The sequence below is a fragment of the Micromonospora sp. CA-248212 genome, assembly GCF_050948405.1.
Lineage (GTDB): Bacteria > Actinomycetota > Actinomycetes > Mycobacteriales > Micromonosporaceae > Micromonospora.
Genome location: NZ_CP192023.1, coordinates 4,906,315 through 4,928,477 on the forward strand (window position 1 = coordinate 4,906,315; position 22,163 = coordinate 4,928,477).

Sequence of the window (22,163 nt, forward strand, 5' to 3'; positions counted from 1 at the left end):
CAGGCCGTGCTGGTGGCCAGGGCCTTTGCCGTCACGGGCACACGGTGTAGGCAGCGTCCGCATCCCCTTCCGCTCCTGGGGTGGGTGTGGCCAGCAGGAACAGCCGGTCGCGGCGGTGGGCGGCGCCGATATCGGACGCGCGTAGGCATAGCCAGCTTGTGTCGTACCCGATCGCGGCCAGGTCGGCTTCGACGACGTCGAATCCTCGCTGCAGGAGGGCGGCGACGTTTTCCACGAATACGACCGGCGGTCGAAGGACGCGAACGGCGTCGGCGACGAAACGCCACAGGCTGGAGTGCTCTCCGGTGATGCCGGCGCGTCTGCCGGCGTTGGAGATGTCCTGGCACGGGAACCCGGCGGTGAGGACGTCGACGGGCTTGACGCGGGTCCAGTCGACGGTGCGGATGTCGCCGAGGTTGGGGATGCCGGGCCAGTGGTGGGCGCAGACGGAGGCGGCGTGCCGGTCGGTTTCGGCGTACCAGGTGAGCTGGCCGCCGAGCACCAGCTCGACGGCCATGTCGAGGCCGCCGTAGCCGGTGCACAGCGATCCGATGCGGGGGGCGGTGGTGTGGGCACTGCTCACGCCACCTCCCCGTGCCCGGCGTCGCCTGTCACCGGCTCGCCGTGTGGGCAGGACCAGGGGCCACAGCCAGGCGCTTCTGCGGGTTGGGAACGTGGGCGCAGCTGTACTTTGTCGAGCGGCACTCGCTGTCTGTGCAGGAAGAATTGGCCGCGCAAGGGGTGTCCGTCCGCGTTGGCTCGGGCGGAGCCGTTGCGGATGGACCGGTCGAAGGCGACGGCGTCGGCCCACTCCTGCGGGCTGTGCTCGCGCAGGGCGAACCAAAAGCCCTCGTCGTGGAAGGGGCAGCCCACGCACGATGACTTTGGCGTGTCCGCGAGGCCGTGCGCGGCCAGGAAGCGTAGGCAGTCGGTGCGTCGCCAGCCGACGTCAAGCAGCGGATGCACGTTGTGCATGTAGGCGACGTCGGAGTCGCGGGCTCGACCGATCTCGTCGAGGCTGATGCCGATCGCGACCTCTGCCCGGACCCCTGTCGGGACGCGCATCGGGTGCGGGTAGCCCAGCCGGCGCCGTACCTCAGCCTTAATGGGTTTGATCTTGTATTCGGAGGTGCACTGCCGGCGGGCCATACCCCGCTCACCGTTCGGGCCGAGGGTGAACAAAGGCATGGAGGCGAACCGGTGGCGCGGATCGAGCGCGTCAGCTCGGATATCACCGGCGCTGACGCGCACCACCTCGATACCGGCCCGCTCGACGATGCCAGTCAGGCGGTCCAGGTGCCGGTAGACCGCCGCCGGCTCCCAGGAGGTGTCGGCGAAGATCGCCGCGGTGAACCCGGGGATCGTGCCATGGGCGGCGAGCAGCAGGAGCGTGGAGCTCTGCACGCCGGCGCCCAGGGACAGGTAGCGGTGGGTGGGTGGGCTCACGCGACCACCCCGGATCCGTCCTCAGCCGAGATCCGTGTCTTGCTGAAGATCAGAACGTCTTCGTGGGCGATCAGGTGCATCGGCACCCCGGTGGAGTGGGCCTTGCGGACCTGTTGGAGTTGGAAGAACGACGGGCGGGCGACGAGCTGCCCGCGACGGACGGCGGCGAGGAGGGCGACGCACCGCTCGGTCGGCATGAGTCCGGCGCGCAGGCCGGCGGCGATGACGGCGCTGGGCAGGTCGACCAGCTCGCCGCGTTTGCGCCACGGGCGGGCGGTGACCACGACGGCGCCGCCGGGTCGTAGCAGGGTGGCGCAGCCGCGCAGGATCTCGGCGAAGCCGTCGGTGAGACCGGTCAGGTCGCGGTAGGCGAGGTTGCCTTTGTCCTCGCCGTACCTGTCGTCGTACTTGACGACGCCGTGCTCGCCGGGGCGGACGAGGCCGTGGACGGTCGGCCCGTACGGGGGCGAAGTGACCACGAGCGCCACCTGCCCGGTGAGGGCCTTCGGCACCAGCGACATCAGCCGGGTCGCGTCGCCGCGGATGACCGATGCGCGTCCGCTGGCGCCTTGGTCGTGGGCGTGGCGGATGTTGGCGTCGGCGATGTTCGACCACTGCGGCTCGTATTCGATGCCGAAGGCGTCGCGGCCGGCGTGGACGGCCTCGACCAGGGTGGTGCCGATGCCGCACATCGGGTCCAGGACCAGATCGCCGGGCTCGGTGTAGGCGGCGATCGCGTGGGCGGCGATCGCGGGCAGCATCCGGGCGGGATGCTTGACCGATTCCGGAACGTACCGGCCACGTCGCTGCACAGGACCGGTCGACTGGGCGGTGGCCCAGACGGACAGAACTCCAGGTTCGGCGCGGTGGCGGCCTTCGTACTCGCGGTGCCGGCCTGGATGGTCCCCGCCAGCGGCGGAGCTGTTGGTGGCCGATTCGTTCCTGTCGGGATGTCCGGTGGTGTGCTCAGGCACGGCGCTCACCGCCGTCGCGGTGACGGCGTCGTCCCAACCCCGCCGCAGGAGCCTTGTGCGGGGTGAAGACCATCAGGTCGGCGTGCACCCGCACGTGGGCGGCCGACCACTGCTGCTCGGGGTTGGCGTGGGCCAGGGTGAGCAGTTCCTCATCCGTGCCGTAGTAGACGAACTGGTCGCCGCCGGTGTCGGCCTCGACGGCGACGATGTGCTGCAGGTAGCCCAGTCCCGCCGCGGAGGCGGCGATCACGAGCGGCCCGAAGTCCTCCGGCGTGGGCTGCGTGCCGGCGGAGACGCCGACGATGAGGACGAGGCATCCGCCGGGACGCAGCAGCCGCGCGCAGGCAGCGAGGAGCCAGGCGAGGCGGACCCGGGCCGTCGTGCCTGCCTCGTGCAGCGGCCAGAAGGCGACCACCACGCTGGAGGCCGCGTCCAGCGGCCCGCCGTCGGGCGGCCGGGCGACCGCTTTCTCGGTGCCGGGCAGGTCGGGGTCGGTGAGGTCGTCGCCAAACCAGTCGATCAGCTCGGGCGGGTCCTGCGCGTCGCCGGCCCCCGGCTCGGCTGCAGGGGTGAGCGGGCTGGTTGCGGTCGTCGGCGCCGGCGGGCCGGCGGTGGCGGGTCCGATGATCAGGCTGGAGCTGTCGGTGAACCAGGCGCGGTGGTGCTGGCGACCACCCTGGGCGCAGATCGGTGCGAGGACGTGGTCGGTGGTGAGGTCGACCACCACCTCCCCAGGCCGGCTGTAGGCGGCGACGAGGCGGTAAGCCAGACGGGTGGGCAAGCTGGTGTGCGGGTCGGCGCCGGTACGGGCCGTGCGCCAGACCGTGATCGGAACCGGCGGATCGCCGGCGATAAGGTCGATGAGAGTGGGGCCGGCCGGCTCGCTGTGGTCGGCCTGCTGGTGCGGCGTGTGCTCGCTCATGTGCTGTCGGCTCCGCGCCGCGCCGTGAAGCGCTGACATCCCCAAACCGGGTTTTGTGAGCCTCAGCGAACGCTTACCGAACCCACAACCGCTCACAACGCGCGACCCGGCAGCAGCTTGTCCCGGTTGTTCTCGTCCTGTCTCCTTGCGCGGGACGTGGCGGCAGCCATCGGCAGATGCCCTACCGCGACGGGACCGGCTTCGTCACCACTCACTTCTGTCAGTGACGCTGGCTCACTGACAGAAGGCACTGACGGTGCCGGCGCCGGTTGGAGAGAATGCATCCGGCGTTGACGTAGACAAGAGCGTTGACCGGCACTGTGAGACGCCGCCGAGCGTCGTGTGTGCCAGACCGTTGTCATCGGCGGGGCGTCGCCTGTCACAGGGTGCACGATGTCCAGCGGTGACAGCCTGCCCGCGACTGTCACGGGTACGTCCGCAGCCCGCGCGGGCCGCCCCCGGCGAGCGGGTGACAGCGGCGCTGTGAGCCGACCCGGTTGTCACAGCGGGACGGGCAAGTCCTGTATGGAGTCGCCCGCCCCGTCTCGCGGGTCATATGACCTGAGCCCGTGCCAACACCCCGTGAGGCGCGCGGCAACAGGCGCTGACAGGGTGTCACAGGGCAGGTCAACCGACCTTTGTCAGACCTTCGGCCATTGCTCAGCGGTGATGGCGCGCCGTGCGGGCGGGCCACTGACAGAGGCCCGGGTCGAGGGCGACATACAGCGCCCTGGGCAGTTCTGTCAGTTCGTTGTGAGCCCTCTGTGGCGCAATCGATGCCACCGATCGCCGTGACAACGCCGGCGACGGCATTCGCATCCCTTTGGTGTCACAGGAGTGCTGACATGAGCGTGTCCGACCCTACGAACTGGCCGGCATCCGCCCTCGACGCGGCGGCGACCGCCTACGCCGCGCTGACCTGCGAGCCCGCGCCGCTGGCGCTCGACTGCACGGCGTTCTTCTCCGACGCGGGTCTGCCGCGGCCGGTGATGCCGCTGCCCGCGCTGCGGGACTGGCTGTTGCGTCACCCCCGCGCCTACACGGCGCGGGACGAGGTGTGGCGGGAGTTGATCCGACGCGCCCGCCTCGACGGGCCGCACTGGGTCGTCGCCGCAGTTGGCATGGCGATGCCGGCGCTGCAGCAGTATGCGGCGCACCTGTGCGAGGGCTACACCGGTGACCCTGCGGATATCGACGCCGAAATCCTGACCGGCTTTTTGACCGCGCTGCGCGACCGGGCCGACCTAAGCAAACCCGCGCCGTACGCGAGCCTGTGCAGGGCGGCGTGGCGAGCCGGGCGTGACCTGCGGCTGCAGCAGCATCAGTGCCTGCCGGTGCAGGACATCGAGCACCTCGTTGCCGGCTCCCGCACTCCGCCGGTGCCGTACGGGCATCCAGACCTCCTGGTCCGCCGCGCCGTGGCCCTCGGGATCCTCGACCCCGAGGATGAGCAGCCCTACATCGACGTGCGGCTCGGCCGACGGGCGATCGAGCCCTTCGCGGCGAGCAATGGCGTCAGCGTCGACGCCCTGCGCATGCGGCTGTCCCGCATCGACAGCCGCATCGCCGAGGCCCTCTCGAGCGGCCTTCTCACCGGGGTCGCGTCGCCCGCGACCACGGCGCGGCTGCGCCGGCAGGCCGAGCAGCGGGGTCGGCGCCGCACGGGGCGTGCTGCGGCCGCGCGCCGCGAAATTGCCCGGCGACACACTGCGGCAACAGCCGCCTGAGGACTAACCGACACGGCTGTGGCCCGACCTAATCACGTCGGGCCACAGCCTTTTCCGCGTGCCGAGGGCCCGTCCCGGTTGAGCTGCTCCGGAGGCAGCTGCTGCGATGGCAGAAGAGGGCCGATACGGCCTTGTCAAGAGCTGTGAGCCCCGGCGGTACTTACACCGCTCATAGGCAGCCCGTTCAGATCCGGCTGTGAGTCCTCCTCCCCCGCAGGCCACGGTGTCGACGGTGATAGGCCCTTGACCTGTGCCGTGAGCCGTGCCCGGACCGGGGTGAGCGCGGCAAGTGTTCGCCAGGGCTGACAAATCCCGGTTTGGGGGTGCGGGACTTTCAACGAGCCGTACCGCTCGCCGGTCCCGCCCCGCCGCCGGGCGACACGAGCAGCCGCGATCCGCGCGCCTCGGGTGCCGCGCCAGTTGATGCGCTGACACCACATTGATGACCGCGACCCACCCATGAGGGAGGACGAGCTCCTCCCGGGGCTGACGCGGTTCGCGCCTTGTTCACCTGCGCCCGGCGGCGGTCCCATCGGACCCGTTTTTCGAGCAATCGCCGCCCCTGGTCACGCGTCTTGTGGTCAGGGCCGGCGGGAGGTGAACCGCAATGTCCCGCACCCCACAGCACACACTCCGAATCCCGCGACTCGTTCGTCTCGCGCTCCGTGCGGCCGTACCGCTGGGCGGTGTCGGCCTGTCCCTCGCCGTCCCGGCCGCCGCGTACGCTGATCCGGGCGCCGCCGTATACCTGGCGGCGAACTCGCTGCCGGTGGTGATCGCCAACTTGCAGGCCTGGGTCATCGGCATCCTGGCCGCCATCGCCACTCTCTTCCTCGTTCTGGCCGGCGTGTACTGGGCCACCGCCGGTGGTGACCCGTCGCAGGTGGAGAAAGCCAAGCTCGCCCTGCGCAACGCGCTGGTTGGCTACGGCCTGGCCGTTCTCGCGCCGATCTTGCTGCAGGTCGTTCAGGGCATCGTCGGGGGCTGACCGTCGTGGGATGGGTCCTCGACCAGGTTCTTGATTGGCTCACCACGGCGGTCCTGGCCTGCCTCAACGCGATCTTCGACCTCATCACCGGCATTCTGCTCACCACACCGAAGGTCACCGTGCTGCCGCAGGTGCAGGCGCTCACTGGCAGGTCGGTTTGGATCGTGGACACCGTCTTCGTGTTGGCGTTCGTCGCCGCCGGCGTGCTCGTCATGGTCGCCGGCGGCGACGAACAGTCCCGGTACACGGTCAAGGACCTCCTACCGAGATTGGTCGTCGGGTTCACCGCCGCGCACTTCTCGCAGTTGGCCTGCGACCAGCTCATCGACGTGGCCAACGCCCTGACGGCGGCGATCAGCGAGGGCGGCTACGACGGCGATGGCGCGTTCACCGCGATCCGCGCCCACCTCGCGGCGGCACAGGACCGCGCCGTCCCGCTGTTGTTCCTGATCCTGATCCTGCTCATCACCGTTCTGGTCGTGACGGCGGCGTTTCAGCTGATCGGCCGGTTCGTGGCGCTGCTGGTGATGACGAGCATCGCGCCGCTGGCGCTGGCCTGCCACGCGCTGCCGCAGACCGACGGCCTCGCCCGGGTGTGGTGGCGCGCCTACGCCGGATGCCTGGCGATCCCCGTGGCGCAGGCGTTCTTCCTCACCGCGGGGCAGCAGACACTGCTCGACCCGGCGACGATGCTGCCCGTGTTCGGGCTGCCCGTCGACCCGGGCGGCACGCTGAACCTCCTGGTCGTGGTGGTGCTGCTGTGGACCACCGTCAAGATCCCCGGACTGTTGGCCCGCTGGGCGGGCCAGACCGGACGTAGCACAAGCACCATGCTCGGCGCGGTGGTCCGCGTCGTCTTGGTGCAGCAGATCGCCCGCACCGTTCCCGGCCTGAACACCCTTGGAAGGAGGGCCATGAGATGACCCCGCCTGATCCAGAAGCGCCGATGAGGGCACGGATGCCCGCCGACGTCGACGCCCCCGACAAGGTCGCCTACGGGTTGACGTTCCACCAGCTGGCGATCGTCGCCGCCGGCGGGCTGCTGTTCTACGCCGCGTGGCGCGCACTGCACGATGTTGTGCCGGCGCCGGTGCTCATCGGTGCTGCTGTGGTGCTCGGCGGGCTGGTCATCGGCCTGGCGCTGGGCCGCCGCGACGGCCTGTCGATGGATGTGTGGCTGCTGCACGCGATCCGCCACACGCGCACCCCCCGGTCACTGTCGAACGCCAGCGTCGCGGCGGACACCGGGACACCGGATTGGGTCGAGACCCCCACCGGCCGCCGAATGCCACTGCCAGCGCCGTTACGGCTGCCCGCCGACGCCATCGACGACGACGGGGAAATCAGCCTCGGCGACGCCCGGGCGGCGATCATCGGCACCACCACCGTGAACCTCGCGCTGCGCACACCCGCCGAGCAGGCGGCCCTGATCGAGGGGTGGGGACGGTGGCTCAACAGCCTGTCGACGCCAACGCAGATCGTCGTGTCCGCGCAACCGGTTGACCTGGCCTCCCACAGCCGGGCCCTGGCCGCCGCCGTAGACGCTCAGCCGCATCCGCGGCTGGGCGAGGCGTGCGCCGATCACGCCGAGTTCCTCGGCGATCTCGCCGCCCGCCGGGACCCGCTGCGTCGACAGGTCCTGGTCGTCACCCGCACGGCGGCCGGCGAGCGCGCGCATGCCGCGCGGCGGCGAGCCGATGACACGGTGCGGGCGTTGTCCGGCCTCGGCGTCACTCCGCGGGTGCTGGACGGCGCGGCGGTCACCGCCGCCCTGGCCGGCGCCGCCGATGCGTACCGGCCGCCGCAGCCGGGCCGCCTGGCCGCACCCGACGCCGTCATCACCGCCGCCCCCCCTACCCGCAGGACAAGGAGCCAATCATGATCAGAGAGAGAGGGTCCGGCGACGACAGAGCGCGGCCGCAGCCGGGCTCGCTGGCGTCGGCGGTCGCGCCGGCCGCCGTCGAGGTCACACCCCGGTGGCTGCGCGTGGGCGACGGCTTCGCCGCCACCCTCGTCGTGACCGGCTACCCGGCCGAGGTCGGCCCGGCGTGGCTGGAGCCGCTGCTGTCCTGGCCGGGCCGGCTCGACCTCGCGTTGCACATCGAGCCGCTGCCGGCGCCGATCGCCGCCGACCGGCTCCGCAAACAACGAGCGCGGCTGGAGTCGTCGCGGCGGGCCGACTCCGAACGCGGAAAGCTCGCCGACCCCTACGTCGATGCCGCCGCGGATGACGCCGGGGACCTGGCCGAGCGGCTGGCCCGAGGAGCGGCGAAGCTGTTCCGCGTCGGCCTGTACCTGACCGTGCACGCCCGCACCGAAGACGAACTCCTGCAGGCGTGCGCGCAGGTTCGGGCCGCCGCCGCGTCCACCCTCCTGGAGGTGCAGCCCGCGACGTGGCGGCAGCTTCCCGGCTGGACCACCACCCTGCCCCTCGCGACGGATGGGCTACGGATGCTGCGCACCATGGATACCCAGGCCCTCGCCGCCGCCTTCCCACTGTCGAGCCCGGACCTGCCCGCCCCGCTGCCCGGCGACCCGCCGGCCACCGGAGGTGTCCTTTACGGCATCAACCCCGCCAGTTCGGGGATCGTCTGGTGGGACCGCTGGACGCAGGAGAACCACAACTCGATCGTCCTGGCCCGCTCCGGAGCGGGGAAGTCGTACTTCGTGAAGCTGGAGATCCTGCGCAACCTCTACCAGGGTGTGCAGGTCGCGGTGGTGGACCCCGAGGACGAGTACCTGCGACTGGCCGACGCGGTCGGCGGCAGCATCGTCCGGTTGGGCCTGCCGGGAGTGAAGATCAATCCCCTGGACCTGCCGGTCGGTGACCGGCGTCCTGACACGCTGACCCGCCGCGCTCTGTTCCTGCACACGCTCATCAGCGTGCTGCTCGGTCACCAGCCGCCACCGGCGGAGCGCGCCGTACTGGACCGCGCCATCCTCGCCGTCTACCGGGCCGCCGGGATCACCGCCGACCCGGCCACGCACCACCGGCCCGCGCCGCTGCTACGCGACCTGGCCGCCACGCTACGCGCCGACGACGACCGAGCCGCCGCGACGCTGGCCGCCCGGCTCGCTCCGTGGGTGCAGGGCAGCTTCGCCGACCTGTTCGACGCACCCACCACCCAGGCCCCGGTCGGACACTTGGTGGTGTGGTCGCTGCGGCACCTGCCCGACGAACTGCGCACCGTCAGCACCCTGCTCGCGCTGGACGCGATCTGGCGCACCGTCGACGCCCCACAACGCCCGTCACGGCGGCGGCTCGTGGTGGTCGACGAGGCGTGGCTGCTGATGCGCGACGGCGAAGGCATCCGCTTCCTGTTCCGCATGTCGAAGGCCGCCCGCAAGCGCAACGCCGGGCTGACCGTCATCACGCAGGACGCCGCCGACGTGCTGGGTACCGACCTCGGCCAGGCGGTGGTGTCCAACGCCGCCACCCAGGTGCTGCTGCGGCAGGCGCCGCAGGCCATCGACGCCGTCGGCCAGGCGTTCGGTCTCACCGACGGTGAGCGGCGGCTGCTGCTCTCGACCCGCCGCGGCCAAGGGCTGCTGATCTCCGGGACGAGCAGGACGAGCTTCGAGTCGATCGCCTCAGATGCCGAGCATTCGCTGGCGACAACTGATCCGGCCGAGCTGGCTGACCTCGACCAGGAGGAGGACGACCTGTGACACCACCGACCGAAGCACTCAGCTCAGCGCTCGCGTCCCCGCCGCCGGCGCCCAGCCCCACCATCGGGCCGGGCGCCGGTCCCATCCCGCCCCCTACCGGAGCGGCGGTCGCGCTGCTCGACGCCGTCGTTTGGGCCACACAGCGGCCGTGGCTGGCGGCGGTCGCCGCCGGCGGGCTGATCGTGTGGATCGCGGCCCGCAACCTGGTCGAGGTCGGGCGGCACCGCCACCACGCCCGCGGCGCGCGCCTCGTGACGATCGCGCCACCGCCGGAGGTCGACCCGCACAGCGCGTCAGCGTTGTGGGCGAACCTGGCCGGCGTGCTGACCCCGTCACGACGGCGGCGACTGCTGCACGGCGCCCCGCACGTCGTGTGGCAGTACACCTGGTCCGGCCGGCAACTGCTCATCTCGATCTGGGTTCCGGGCACCGTGCCTGCGGGGGCGGTCGAGGCCGCGGTGCGGGCGGCGTGGCCCAGCTCGGCCACCACTACCGACGACAACCCACCGCCGCCGATACCCCTAGGCGCCCATCCCGCGGCGGGTGGGCACCTGCTGCCCGTGTACGCGGAGTGGCTGCCGCTGGCCACCGACCACGACACCGACCCGTTGCGACCGCTGATGGCCGCCGGTGCGCAGCTCACACCCAACGAGTACGCCTGCGTGCAGATCCTCGCTCGCCCGGCCACACCCCGGCGTGCGACACGGGCCCGCCGCGCGGCCGGGCGGCTCCGGGCCGGCATTACCGCCGTACCGGCGATCAACCCGGCCGCGCCGGTGCGGTGGCTGCTGGACGCGTTCCTGCCCAGTAGCCGCACCACCGGCCGAGCTGCGGCACTCGCGTCCCGCCGGGATCCCATCATCGAGCGCGACGTCCGGGCGATCCTGGACAAGACCGCGCACCCGCTGTGGCAGACCGGCATCCGCTACGCCGTCGCCACCACCAACCGGCGCCCCAGTGCCGACTCGACGGGCCGGTTGCGGGGCATCGCTGACACGCTTGCCTCGGCGTTCGCCATCCACACCGGCCGTAACCGGCTCACCCACCGCGCCCGCATGCCCGCCCCGGTGGCCGTTCTCGCCGCCCGCCGCCTCGGACCCGGATTCCTCACCTGCGCCCCGGAACTCGCCGCTCTCGCGGCCCTGCCGCAGGACCTTGCCGTGCCCGGCCTTGACCGGGCGCGGGCGGCGTCCGTGCCGGCGCCGGTCGCCGTGCCCGGCGGTGGACGTGGGGTGAAGATGCTCGGCGACGCCGAAATCGGTGGCCACAGTGTCGGGCTGACGGTGGCGGACGCGAGGTATCACCTGCATGTGATCGGTTCCACGGGCTCCGGTAAGACCACCCTGCTGGTGAACATGGCCCTCGACGACATTAAGGCCGGCCGCGGCACGGTCGTCATCGACCCGCATGGCGACCTCGTCCTGGACATCCTCGACCGGCTGCCCGCCGCCGTCGCCGGCCGCGTCGTCCTGTTCGACCCCGACCAGGACAACCCGCCGACGCTGAACCCCCTCGAAGGCGACGACCCCGACCTGGTCGTCGACAACCTGGTGTCGATCTTCGGGACCATCTTCGCCAAGGCGTGGGGACCGCGGATGGACGACGTCATGCGGGTGGCCTGCCTGACCCTGCTGCGCCACAACAACGTCACTTTGCAGCACATCCCGCCGCTGCTCAACAGCCCCCAGTTCCGCTCGGCGATGACGGTGGACCTGGACGACCCAGCCGGGCTCAGCGGCTTCTGGCAGTGGTACGACAGTCTCAACGACAGCCTGCGCTCGCAGGTCATCGGACCGGTCCTCGCCCGGCTGCGCGCGTTCCTGCTGCGCGACTTCGTCAAACGCACCATGCGCTACCCCCGCTCGAGCTTCGACATGGGCCGCGTCCTCGACGGCGGCGTGCTACTCGTCCGCATCCCCAAGGGCGTGCTCGGCGAGGACACCAGCCGGCTGCTCGGCTCCCTGATCCTCGCGCAGGTGTGGCAGGCCACCACCGCCCGCGCCGGCGTCGCACCCGACCGGCGCCGCGACGCGACCCTGATCATCGACGAGGCCCAAAATTTCCTGACCCTGGCCAACTCCCTAGACACGATGCTCGCCGAAGCGCGCAAGTACCGGCTGTCACTCGTGCTCGCCCACCAGGACCTGGCCCAGTTCCCCCGCGACCTCCTCGCGGCGGCGTCGGCCAATGCCCGCAACAAGATCTACTTCACCGTGGCGCCGGAAGACGCGAAGGTGCTGTCCCGCCATACAGTGCCGGAACTGGGCGAGCACGACCTCGCCCACCTCGACGCGTACACCGCCGCCGCGCGACTGGTCGTCAACGGCCGCCAGACCCCGGCGTTCACCATGAAGACCCGGGCGCCGAAGCCGGTCGTCGGGGAGGCGACCGCCATCCGCCAGGCCGCCGCCGCAGCGGTACCGGGCCAGGACACCAGCGCCGTCGACGACCTCGTCGAACGGCTCAGCCGCAAACCCGACGACCGTCGGTCCCGTCCGAAGAGCGAGCGGACCTAACTGTCCCTCTCAGACACGGGCGTTGCCCGGGTCGCGCACCGGCTCGTCACCGGGATCGTCACCGTTGACCGCTGAGCATCCACAGCACAGTGCTGACCTGGGCTGTCAGTGCCGCATACACCCCGTGACACGCCCTCCTCATCGGCTCTCCCCTGCCCAGACACCCCTCCCGATTGGGAGGGGAACCCCATCCTGCTCAGGAGCAAACGTCGTGTACTCCCGCGTTCCCCCCGCCTCCCGCAACCCGGACCCGCTAGCGGTCTTCGGTCGCATCGTCCCCCGCGACCAGGCCCTCCTCGGGCTGCTCGCCGAGCACTACCTGCTGTCCACCGACCAGATCACCAGCGCTCTCTTCGACGCCCGGCGCACGGCCCAGCGGCGGCTGACGATCCTGCACCGCCTCGATGTGCTGCACCGCTTCGGCCGCAGCGGCGCCCACGGCCGGTACGGGTCACTGCTCTACACCCTCGGTCCCGTCGGGCTGCAGCTACACCCGACCGTCTACCACGATCCGACCGGGACCGGCGGCAAGGCGCCGCGCAGTTCCCTGGAACGCGCCAAGCGCATCGCCGCCAGCGGGCAGGTCAACCACCTGCTCGGCGTCAACCAGTTCTTCACCGACCTCATCGCGACCGCCCGCCACACGCCCGAGGCTCGGCTGTCGCGCTGGTGGTCTGAGCAGCACGCCACCACCGTCTACGCCCAGGCCGGCATCCGCCCCGACGGCCACGGCGTGTGGACCGTCGGCGACACCTCGACCGGGTTCTTCCTCGAGCACGACAACGACACCGAGAACCTCGCCCGAGTCGTGGCCAAGCTGCGCGGCTACGAACGCCTCGCCACCTTCGGCCCCCGCTACCCCGTGCTGTTCTGGGTCCCCAGCCAGCGCCGCGAGGCCAGCCTCCTCGCTGTGCTCGCCGGGCTGCCCACCGCCAGCCCGATCGCCACCGCCGTCCACGGCCCCGACCCCGCCGGCAGAGTCTGGACCCTCGTCTCAGACCCCACCCACCGCCGGTATCTGCACGAGCTGCCCTGCGACCACGGCCCCGACACGGCCACCAACCCACAGCGCTTCGACCACCCGTAGAACCCACACCGCAGGCCAGCGCGCCGACACCTGCCAAAGTGAGCACCTCCGGCAGCCGACCGTCGCCGACGTCCGTCAGCAAACAAGATCTGTGAGAGTCGTGAAGACTCACCGCATCCGCGCCGACGAGAACTCCCCTACGAGCCGGAATGGCTCACAGCGCAGGTCAGACCCGCTGTCTGGCGATCAACTCGTCGGATCGGCCTGACAGAACAGGTCGCTACCGTTCCCGGCACTAACACCTCCTCATCAATTCCACCCCGGTCCGGTCCCACCTCGGAACCACCGCCGCACCTACCGGTGCGTACCGCCCACCCGCCCTTCCCGGGGCCGGTCGGCGCCGCGCCGCGCGGCGACCCCAGGTCGCACCGCACCAACCCGCCGCACCTCTCCCGCAACCGACCCACGCACCCGGTGGGCCGGTCATCTCCGCGCGCCCTGACGCGCCCACCCCCAAGGAGGACCATTCATGCCGAAGAACGCAACCCGGAAGGCAAACTCGCCAGCTGTCACACCGACGGCGACGATCCGCACCATGATCGTCTGCGTGCCGGGCGACCTGCCCCGCGAGTCTCTGACCGCACACCGGCTGGACCGCAACTTCGGCGTGCAGGGCACGCTGTCGCCCCGCTTCTGGGCCAGCCCTGCCCTGTACCTGTGGCAGCGCCGCCAGATGTTCGGACTGCGCACGGGCCGCCCGGCCTACTGCGCCGGTGGACCAGCGCGACTGCTCGACCTGACCGGCATGCGCCACGCCGCCGGCGTCGGGGCGGGCATCCGCCATCAGGTGTTCAGCCGCGCCGTGCACGGCACCCGCAACGCCATGCCGTGGCACGTCTACGAAGCCCGCCACCTGGCCGACCCGCAGCAGTACCCGTGGGACACGGCCGTCGCGGACTTCACCCATCAGCCCCGGGTCAACGCCGTCCGGATGCACAACGCCGCCACCTACGGCGCCGGGCAGATCCGCCTCAGCGAACTGGAGATGTACCAGGCCGGCTGCATGGCCTACCAGCACCACAGCGCCCTGACCGCTCTCGCGGGCGACGCGCTGATCACCGCCGAAGGGGCGAAGCTGGCCCCGGCCAGCGATGCCATGGCCGACCGGGTGACCTACCTCGAACAGGCCAACCGGCTGCTCGACGCCATCGACCCCGACCAACGGCTGCTCGCGGTCGCGCTCTGACAGAGCGGGCCAAGAAGGAGACACGCCCACGGGCCCGTCATGGACCTGCTCGAACAAGGTCGAGTGCCTGCGTCTGCGTCCCGCGCCGCAGCGCCGCGAACCGCTAGCAATCCACGCGCAGCTTCTGGTCGCCGCTCGCACTGGCGCACCGCCCTGCTCACCATCCTGGCGACCGGCTCACGGTGTCGGCAGATACCCGCGAGCCGCCGCATCGCGCCCCGACGTGCCAGCCGCCTCCGGCAGGGGCGCTGACAGCGCTGGCGGCCAGCGAGACGGCCACCCTTTCCCTCTTGCGCCTAAGCGGCGAGCGCCGGCACCCAACCCCTTGGCACCTCACCGAGCCGTCGGCGACCAGGCCCTGGTCGCGGACATCACCCTGCCTGAAGGGACACCGCTCCATGATCCAAATTCCGATCTGCCCCGTCTGCGACGAGCCGGTGGCAGACCAGCCCGCGACGCACTGGACCAACGCCTACCGCGGCGGTACTCCGTGGTGGCATCTGGCGGACAACAGCCCCGTCTGCGCGGCTGCCGACGGTCAACCCTCCCAGCCGGCCTTCGTCGCCGACCCGCTTCCGGTCGATAGTCAGACCACCACCTGGCTCGACGTGATGAGCAGCTTGTTCGCCGTCGACGGCCCCTACGACCCCGCCCGACTGGGCAGCGCCATCATCGCCGCCGAGCACCTCGCCCGCTGGCTGCACACGGCCACCGGACCGTTCAGCGCGCTGCGCTCCCTGCCTGCACCTTCCGAAGTCGCCTCGCTGATCGGGCACCTGCACCGAAGCGCCCGGCTGCTCGCCCGGGTACATGCACAGACCGGGTCCCACCTTCTCAACCAGGCCCGCCATGCACACCTCGCCACCCTTGAGGACAGCGAGCGGAACGATGTCATCGACGCCGTTGACGACGTCCACGCATGGTTGCAGGACGCGGCTGACTGGCTCGCCCAGTCGGCGCAGGCGTCAGGGGTCGCTTGGTCCAGCGCCCGCAAGGTCGCGGCCGCGATTCAGTCCGGCGCCTCATCCACAGGCGGCGGCGCCGACGGCCACGAGGGCCAGCGGTGACGACGCCTGACTACATCCCGCGTGAGGGCAGCACCGCCGTCTTCTCCGGTCGGTGGCTGCGCTACGAACCGGTCCCTGGCTTCCACCGCTACCACGAGGGCTACCTCGCGACGGTGAGCGGTTGGTGGAACGGCAGCTTCGAGCTCGCCCTCGACCACGAGGCCGTGACCGCCCTTACCCAGACGTTCGCCGCGATGGCCACCTACGTCGGCGGTGACTGGCACACCGTCGGCTTCGACGGCCACACGCTCACCATCGCCCGTCCGGTGTCCCTCGGCGGCGGCGTCCATCTCGTCGAGCCCACCGGCGGGCGGTACCGGGTCGGCTGGGGCCTGCCGTGGCTGTCGGTCGACCCGCGCCGCTGCGACCACGTTTTCGGCCAGCCATAGCCGCACCGCCTACCAGCACACGGGCCCGACGGGCTCCGCCCCGAGCATCGACGGCATCTCAAGATCCGTCACCGCACTTGATCGCGAGGCGCTGCCGAAGCGTGGATCAGTGCACGCCACATCCCGGCAGACGCCACAACAGCCACAGGGAGGACTCATGGACAACACGACCGAGCAGACCGCGCCACCGAGCGCACTCGACAAGGTCGCCGCCGCTCTGGCAGCACTTGGCCAGGACACGGCCGCCGCGATCGCGCAGCACGCGGGCGTCGGCTACTCGACGGCCACCAAACGACTGCGCACCCTGGCAGAGGCAGGCCAGGCCGAACCGTTGCGCGCCGACGACGGCCCCACGCTCTGGCGACACCTGTCGAAGACCACGACCAGCACCAACAGCGATGACCCGCCGGCGACCACGACCGACGCCAGGCGCGACCCGCCCCCCGCACTCAGGGGCGACAATGCCGACGAGGCTCACGGACCGGACGAGGCCCCCCGCCCGGCAGAAGAGACAAGCACCGCCGGGGCGGCGAGACCGGACGACGACTCGACCAGTCTTCAGCCGGACGACGAACGCCGATCAACGCCGGACAGCGACCCGGGCCAGGCAGCCCTACCGGACCCAGCCGCCCAGCCGGACAGCGTCCCCGACGCACCGACCACAACGCACGCGGAGGCCGGCGAGGTCTCTCCGGCCGACGCTGAGGATCCGGCCGCAGCCGACGCGTCTGGTCAGGCAGACTCCCGACCCAGTGCGGACCCGCCGGGCAGCGACGAACCCGTTGCGTGCAGCAGCCCCTCGGATGCTCCGAGCGCGTCAGGTAGCGGGAAGCCGCGCCGGTCCAAGGGCAGCCTGCGCGGGGCCATCCTCGACGTGCTCGAAGCCCACCCCGGGCAGCCGTTCAAGACCAGCCAACTGTGCAAGGCCATCGACCAGGCGAACGAGGACACCGATTCGGCCAAGGCCAGCGCGGGCGCGGTCGTCAACGCCGTGCACAAGCTCGTCACCGACGGTGTCGCCGTTCAGGTCGCCGAGAAGCCGGCGACCTTCCAACTCGCCCCGACAACCACCTAGCAAAACCGTTACCGCTGGCAGCCCGGGGCGGGCGTCGAACTTGGCGGAACCACGCCCGCCCCGGTGCTCCTTACTACAGAAGGAGCGACGTCAAGTGTGTCACCTGAGCTCTTACCTCACCGCGGCCGGCGGAGTCCTCGCTGGTCTCGCCGTCGCCGCGGCACTGCTCGCCCGGCAGCGGCACATCATTCACTACCAGCGGCAGGCGTTGGCCGCCCGCGACCGTGACCGGTCCTACTGGCACCGAATGGCCACGCGCAACGACACGAGCGGCCTGCCGAACCGGCGGGCCCTGTGGACCCACCTCGAGGCCACGTTCTCGCTCGGGGAACCTCTCGGGCTCGTCCTCATCGACCTGGATCGGTTCAAGCAGGTCAACGACACCTACGGCCACGAGCACGGCAATGACCTGCTGCGCGAGGTGGGACGCCGCCTGCGGGCCCTCGGGCCGTCGGTAGCGTTGGCCGCGCATCTCGCCGGTGACGAGTTCGCCCTCGTCGTGCATGGCGACGACGGCGAGGTCGAGGCTGCCGCGGAGGCCGCCCACTGGCGCATCTCGGAGCTCCCGTACAAGATCGCCGGGCAGCAGGTGATCGTCACCGCCAGCGTCGGGTACGCGCTCGCCGAGCCGGACATGCTGCCCCGCGACCTCCTGCACGCGGCCGACCAGGCCATGTACCTGGCCAAACGCAATCGCTCTGACATCCGCGCCCACGACCCGGACAACGCCACGCCGCCGGGAATCGCCATCCGCTACCGCGACCTGCGCTAACACACCCCGGCGCCACCTGCACCACGTCCCCGCACACACCAGAAGCCCCGCAGGCCATTCGGCCTGCGGGGCTTCGCGTATGTCAAGGAGCCCCATCCCCGTGATGTCCTTCCACGCCGTCCACACCCTGACCGGGTGCCTGCTGGACACCGAAGCCAACCTCGACCGTCTCGGCTGGGGCCGCCCGCCTCTCCTGCTGCTCGTTCAGGACCGACCCGCCCCCGCCGCACCGCACCGCCCGAGACGCCAGATGCGCGCCGTGCACCTACCGCTAAACGACACCCGCATCAGCCGCTACCGCGCCGGACTCGCCGACCTCCTGCCGGACCTCGCCACCGCACTCGACAGCAACCAGCCGATCGCCCGGCCCACCCTCGCGGCCTGCGTCGACATCGGCCTGATCACGGGCCTCCTCGCGCATCCCACCCCCGGACTCCGCCTGCTGGCCTGGGCAGTCTGCTACGAGGACATCCTCGTCGAGTCCGACGACCTGCACGAGATCCGCCGCGTTGACGCGGTCGACGCCGACCGCCGCGGCTACCGGATCACGAGGCTGCGGGGCGAACCGCACCCCGTGGTCCGCGTCGACGACCACGACGACCACGACGACGCACCGGCCACTCGCTCCGCACTGACGCGTCTCGTGCAGACCACCAGCAGGCCCGGCCGAATCACGCCGACGACCTCCTGACGGCCGCCGACGCCCCGCAGGGAGCGCGGGTCCCGACCTCACCCGCGCGCCTGTGACTGGGCAGGCTAGTCGGCGAGAGTCGCTGGGCTGACCAGGGTCCTTTAGCGTGGTTGGGCAGGCTAGTCGGCGGGCTCTGGGCAGTGATCAAGGCGGTTCGGTGCAGCGGTTGTCGGCGTACTGCTCGAGATGCAGAGCCGCGTATGCCACGAAGTACCCAACAACCATCGACGTCGGTCCGCCTGCGGGAGGGGTCGTGAACGTCCGTCGACTACGCCAAGTCACCGAGCGCGGGGGAAGGTGTTCACCGAAGTTCGCGCTGGCGCTGCCCGCGGCGGTAAAGCCGCGCAGTCGCGGCGTCGATGTCGGTTCGCTTTACTTTCCCGGCAAATACCTCGTACGAGTTCAGAAAGGAGCTTTCCGATCCCCGGTACTTCCGCTCCGCATCGACATGCGCCTGAATGCAATCCCAGGTTCGTAACAGCCGGTAAGTGGTCTGCACTGCAATGAAATCCCAATCGGCCAGACCGTATTCCGCAAGATAGCTCAGGTGCTGGTAGTAGCAACTGACTTCGAAGGCGCAACCTCGGAGCGGCTCCGGGAGTCTGGTGAAGCCCAGGGCGACGTCATGCTTGGGCAGCTCCTCCCACAGCTCCGCCTCTCGACGCGTGAATTCTGGCAATCGTTGCGCCTTCAGTGCATCGAGCACGATGGGCAGATGGTTGGCGTTCTGGTTCAAGCGAAGCGCTCGCCCGGCCAAGAACGACGATGTGACAACGGCAGCTAACGCAACCACAAGGGCCAGGACATTGATCAACTGCGACATGTTACTGCTACCCCCTGAGGACGCCGTGTTTATCAGGGTAAGCAGATCTGGCAAGGGCTGGAGCGGGCACGGCACGCCACGGCACTGGCCTCCGAGATCTTGTATCCACCTCCCCATGTAAATACGGGTGGGGGTTTCACCATCAATGGAAGCACTTTGAAGTACGCCCCCACCATTTGACCGACCTGCAAGCACCACGAATCGGCGGCACCGAGGCGTACTACCTCAACACCCGATGCCTTAACATCACCCGGCCTGCCCGAGGCGGCAGCATCTACACCGAACTCCGACGCCGCCCCCACCCTTTGATCGAACAGATCATCAGCGAGACCGACACGCCAGCGTTCGAGCGCCCTTAACCGCCCAGCACATCCCGCACCGCGTAGCCCACAGATGGGCTCCCCGACCCGGCCGACAGCGCACTCTGGCCAACTAGCTCGCCAATTCGCCAACTACGGCGCCCAGTCACAGCGCCGCACACAGTGCCCTATGGCACCACCCCAGGCAGACGACTTGACCTTCGTCGAGAGAGAAGCGTCGATCAACTAGGTCATTGTCCGAGGCGGCAATCAGGCAACACACGACCGGCCCCGACCGGACGACGACCCCTGCCCAAAACTCCGACGGAAGGTCACCCGCCATGTCCGGCCGCAGCCGAACCCGACCGTCCCACCGTGCCCTTGTCCCCCGTGAAGTCACCGACCCCCTGCTGTGGCGGCTGGCCGTGGACGTCCTCACCGCCCACCAACCCGCACCGGACAATCGGTGCGCCAACCTGCAGTGCGCCGACCAGAGGGGGTCGTGTTCGGCCGCAAGGCAGGCACAACGGGCGATGCGCGCCGCGCGAGCCACACCACCGCCACAGCCGGCACCTACCCGCGAACCCACACAACGGCCGGCCCGCGCCCCCCTCGGATTCGTCGGCTGGTTCGCCAACGGTCTCGCCGCCGCTGCCACCCAGTTACTGCCCCGGGTCCCGCAGCGGCTGCCCCACCGCGTCCCCGGCGCGACCCTGACCGCCGCCTACGCCGCGTAGCCGCAGCCCAGACGCAACGACCCAACGCCGCCCGACGCGGGCCAAGAGATCTTACGACCTTCGACCGCGTGGCCCACCCCGGCCGCGCGGTCGTCGCCGTACCCGCAAGAAACACGACGACGAGGAGACACGAGCCGTGGCAACCATCTGCTACGTCAGCGCTATCGGTCCCGCTCAGCCAGGCATTGTCCACGCCCGCTACGTCCACTTCGACGGCTGCCCTCTGGCGCTCATCGCGCACCTGCGCGGCATCTGGGCCACCACCGCCCGCCGCGACACCCAAGCCCTCATCGACGCGGTCCTCGCCCACGACTGGTACTACCTCGGATCCGACGTCACCCCAGACACCCGGTCGCTTCCTCACCAGCACCCCGTCGGCGGTGTCGGCGTGACGTTCGACGACACGGAGCCGGAGCCTCTCACCGTCGTCCCGCTCAGCCGCGCCCTCGACCTCGACGCCTCCTGGATCTACGTGATCAGCCCCGCCGACGACACCGTCGCCGTGCACACCGGCGACGGCGATCCGGCCGGTGTCCACCGCCTCGGCTAGCCGGCAACCAGGAGGACCAGTCATGCCCGGTCACGCCTCTCCCCCCGTTCAGCGCCACTCAACGCCCTACCGCGCTCCCTACCGCACCTATCCCCTCGTCCGCTGGGGGCCGACGTGAAGCTCCGATCTCTGCTGTCCGTCGCGGTGGCGTTCATCGCCGTGCTCTTTCTCTGCGCCGGTGGCCTCGGCGGACTCCTCGCCGGCGGCTCGGCCACCGCCGGATGTGACCCCCTGCCAGCCACTACCGGACCCACGTCAGCCAGCACGTCGCCACCCGGGCCGCCGATCCAGTGGCCGGCGATCGGTGACTGGGACAGCGACCAGGTGGGCAACGCCGCCGCGATCGTCACCACCGGCGCTCGCCTCGGGCTACCAGCGCGCGGCTGGGTGATCGCGGTCGCCGCCGCCCTGCAGGAGAGCAGCCTGCGGAACCTGGCCGGCGGCGACCGGGACTCGGTCGGGCTGTTCCAGCAGCGCCCCAGCCAAGGGTGGGGCACCCCCGCCCAGCTGCAGGACCCCGGCTACGCGTCGGAGAAGTTCTTCGACAAGCTGGCCACCGTCAGCGGCTGGCAGGCGATGCCGCTCACCGAGGCCGCCCAGGCCGTGCAGGTCAGCGCCTTCCCCGACGCTTACGCGACATGGGAGGCACCAGCCACCCACCTTGTCGCCGCGATCGCCGACACCGTCAACCTCCCCACCGACGGGCTGGCCGGGTGCGGGGCTACCGGCCCGTGGACGCAGCCGGTCCTCGCCCCTGTCGGGTCGCGTTTCCGCAGCGCGGAGCGGCCCGGTCACGACGGCGTCGACCTCAGCGCCGCGCGCGGCACCATCATCCGCGCCGCGTCCGCCGGGACCGTCCGCACCGTCGCCTGCGACGCCGTCTACGCCGACACCGGCGCCGATTGGGGCTGCGACCGCGACGGCGACCCCGCACGCACGCGCGGATGCGGCTGGTACGTCGACATCGACCACCCCGGCGGCCTGCTCACCCGCTACTGCCACATGGACCAACCCCCGACGGTGACGCTCGGGCAGCCGGTCGCCGTCGGCCAGCCCATCGGCGTCGTCGGCTCCACCGGCCACAGCTCCGGCCCGCACCTGCACTACGAGGTGCACCACCACGGCGACGCCAGCCCGAACGGCGCGATCGATCCGGTGCCCTTCATGGCGGCTCAAAACGGCCCAATCGGCCAAAGGCCCTAGCTGTGACGGCGGTGGATCCATGGCACCCCGAGCTCGGCGGCC

General features: G+C 70.8%; 20 protein-coding genes. 15 read left to right on the plus strand and 5 right to left on the minus strand.

Translation table 11 applies throughout. The features are described 5' to 3' along the window. Nucleotides 1-31: 31 nt before the first annotated feature. Genes ACQP03_RS23055 through ACQP03_RS23070 form a run of 4 tightly spaced genes read right to left on the minus strand, consistent with a single transcriptional unit; the run spans nucleotide 32 to nucleotide 3,342 of the window. The gene (locus ACQP03_RS23055) at nucleotides 32-583 is read right to left on the minus strand and encodes a DNA cytosine methyltransferase (RefSeq protein ID WP_433458376.1); all 552 of its coding nucleotides are present in this window, start codon (nucleotides 581-583) and stop codon (nucleotides 32-34) included. Beyond that, a complete protein-coding gene (locus ACQP03_RS23060) occupies nucleotides 580-1,446 on the minus strand; it encodes a hypothetical protein (RefSeq protein ID WP_433458378.1) in 867 nt (288 codons plus the stop codon). The genes ACQP03_RS23055 and ACQP03_RS23060 overlap by 4 nt, the downstream gene beginning before the upstream one ends. Beyond that, nucleotides 1,443-2,429, minus strand: a complete 987-nt coding sequence (locus tag ACQP03_RS23065) for a TRM11 family SAM-dependent methyltransferase (RefSeq protein WP_433458380.1) — start codon at nucleotides 2,427-2,429, stop codon at nucleotides 1,443-1,445. The genes ACQP03_RS23060 and ACQP03_RS23065 overlap by 4 nt, the downstream gene beginning before the upstream one ends. Continuing rightward, entirely contained in the window at nucleotides 2,413-3,342 is a 930-nt protein-coding gene (locus tag ACQP03_RS23070; protein ID WP_433458382.1) for a hypothetical protein, read from the minus strand. The genes ACQP03_RS23065 and ACQP03_RS23070 overlap by 17 nt, the downstream gene beginning before the upstream one ends. Before the next feature lie 845 nt (nucleotides 3,343-4,187). On the opposite strand from ACQP03_RS23070, the gene ACQP03_RS23075 reads away from it, so the two are divergent. The 13 genes from ACQP03_RS23075 to ACQP03_RS23135 all read left to right on the plus strand — a co-directional run bounded on the left by ACQP03_RS23075 (nucleotide 4,188) and on the right by ACQP03_RS23135 (nucleotide 18,509). After that, entirely contained in the window at nucleotides 4,188-5,069 is an 882-nt protein-coding gene (locus tag ACQP03_RS23075; RefSeq protein WP_433458384.1) for a hypothetical protein, read from the plus strand. Nucleotides 5,070-5,676: 607 nt separating this feature from the next. Then, nucleotides 5,677-6,057, plus strand: a complete 381-nt coding sequence (locus ACQP03_RS23080) for a pilin (RefSeq protein WP_433458386.1) — start codon at nucleotides 5,677-5,679, stop codon at nucleotides 6,055-6,057. 5 nt (nucleotides 6,058-6,062) lie between these two features. Beyond that, complete coding sequence (locus ACQP03_RS23085) at nucleotides 6,063-6,980, plus strand: conjugal transfer protein TrbL family protein (RefSeq protein ID WP_433458388.1); 918 nt, start codon at nucleotides 6,063-6,065, stop codon at nucleotides 6,978-6,980. A 35-nt stretch (nucleotides 6,981-7,015) separates the two neighbouring features. Next, entirely contained in the window at nucleotides 7,016-7,939 is a 924-nt protein-coding gene (locus ACQP03_RS23090) for a PrgI family protein (protein WP_433461202.1), read from the plus strand. After that, entirely contained in the window at nucleotides 7,936-9,726 is a 1,791-nt protein-coding gene (locus ACQP03_RS23095) for a VirB4 family type IV secretion system protein (RefSeq protein WP_433458390.1), read from the plus strand. Before ACQP03_RS23090 ends, ACQP03_RS23095 begins: the two co-directional genes overlap by 4 nt. Continuing rightward, nucleotides 9,723-12,242, plus strand: a complete 2,520-nt coding sequence (locus ACQP03_RS23100; RefSeq protein WP_433458392.1) for a type IV secretory system conjugative DNA transfer family protein — start codon at nucleotides 9,723-9,725, stop codon at nucleotides 12,240-12,242. The genes ACQP03_RS23095 and ACQP03_RS23100 overlap by 4 nt, the downstream gene beginning before the upstream one ends. Before the next feature lie 211 nt (nucleotides 12,243-12,453). Continuing rightward, the gene (locus ACQP03_RS23105) at nucleotides 12,454-13,329 is read left to right on the plus strand and encodes a replication-relaxation family protein (RefSeq protein WP_433458394.1); all 876 of its coding nucleotides are present in this window, start codon (nucleotides 12,454-12,456) and stop codon (nucleotides 13,327-13,329) included. Nucleotides 13,330-13,798: 469 nt separating this feature from the next. Beyond that, entirely contained in the window at nucleotides 13,799-14,515 is a 717-nt protein-coding gene (locus ACQP03_RS23110) for a hypothetical protein (RefSeq protein WP_433458396.1), read from the plus strand. A gap of 398 nt (nucleotides 14,516-14,913) precedes the next feature. Next, nucleotides 14,914-15,582, plus strand: coding sequence for a hypothetical protein (locus ACQP03_RS23115; protein ID WP_433458398.1), 669 nt, complete (start codon nucleotides 14,914-14,916; stop codon nucleotides 15,580-15,582). Next, a complete protein-coding gene (locus tag ACQP03_RS23120) occupies nucleotides 15,579-15,971 on the plus strand; it encodes a hypothetical protein (protein ID WP_433458400.1) in 393 nt (130 codons plus the stop codon). The genes ACQP03_RS23115 and ACQP03_RS23120 overlap by 4 nt, the downstream gene beginning before the upstream one ends. Nucleotides 15,972-16,128: 157 nt before the next feature. After that, nucleotides 16,129-17,046, plus strand: coding sequence for a MarR family transcriptional regulator (locus ACQP03_RS23125; RefSeq protein WP_433458402.1), 918 nt, complete (start codon nucleotides 16,129-16,131; stop codon nucleotides 17,044-17,046). Between the two features lie 94 nt (nucleotides 17,047-17,140). After that, a complete protein-coding gene (locus tag ACQP03_RS23130; protein ID WP_433458404.1) occupies nucleotides 17,141-17,818 on the plus strand; it encodes a GGDEF domain-containing protein in 678 nt (225 codons plus the stop codon). A gap of 103 nt (nucleotides 17,819-17,921) precedes the next feature. Beyond that, on the plus strand, nucleotides 17,922-18,509 hold the full coding sequence (locus ACQP03_RS23135; protein WP_433461203.1) for a hypothetical protein: 588 nt from the start codon (nucleotides 17,922-17,924) through the stop codon (nucleotides 18,507-18,509). A 301-nt stretch (nucleotides 18,510-18,810) separates the two neighbouring features. On the opposite strand, the gene ACQP03_RS23140 is transcribed toward ACQP03_RS23135, so the two are convergent. Beyond that, nucleotides 18,811-19,323, minus strand: coding sequence for a hypothetical protein (locus ACQP03_RS23140; RefSeq protein ID WP_433458406.1), 513 nt, complete (start codon nucleotides 19,321-19,323; stop codon nucleotides 18,811-18,813). A 1,181-nt stretch (nucleotides 19,324-20,504) separates the two neighbouring features. Between ACQP03_RS23140 and ACQP03_RS23145 the strand changes: the two genes are divergently transcribed. Continuing rightward, a complete protein-coding gene (locus tag ACQP03_RS23145) occupies nucleotides 20,505-20,918 on the plus strand; it encodes a hypothetical protein (protein WP_433458408.1) in 414 nt (137 codons plus the stop codon). Between the two features lie 114 nt (nucleotides 20,919-21,032). Further along, nucleotides 21,033-22,121 (plus strand): M23 family metallopeptidase, encoded by a 1,089-nt coding sequence (locus tag ACQP03_RS23150; RefSeq protein WP_433458410.1) that lies wholly within the window; start codon nucleotides 21,033-21,035, stop codon nucleotides 22,119-22,121. Nucleotides 22,122-22,163 lie beyond the last annotated feature (42 nt).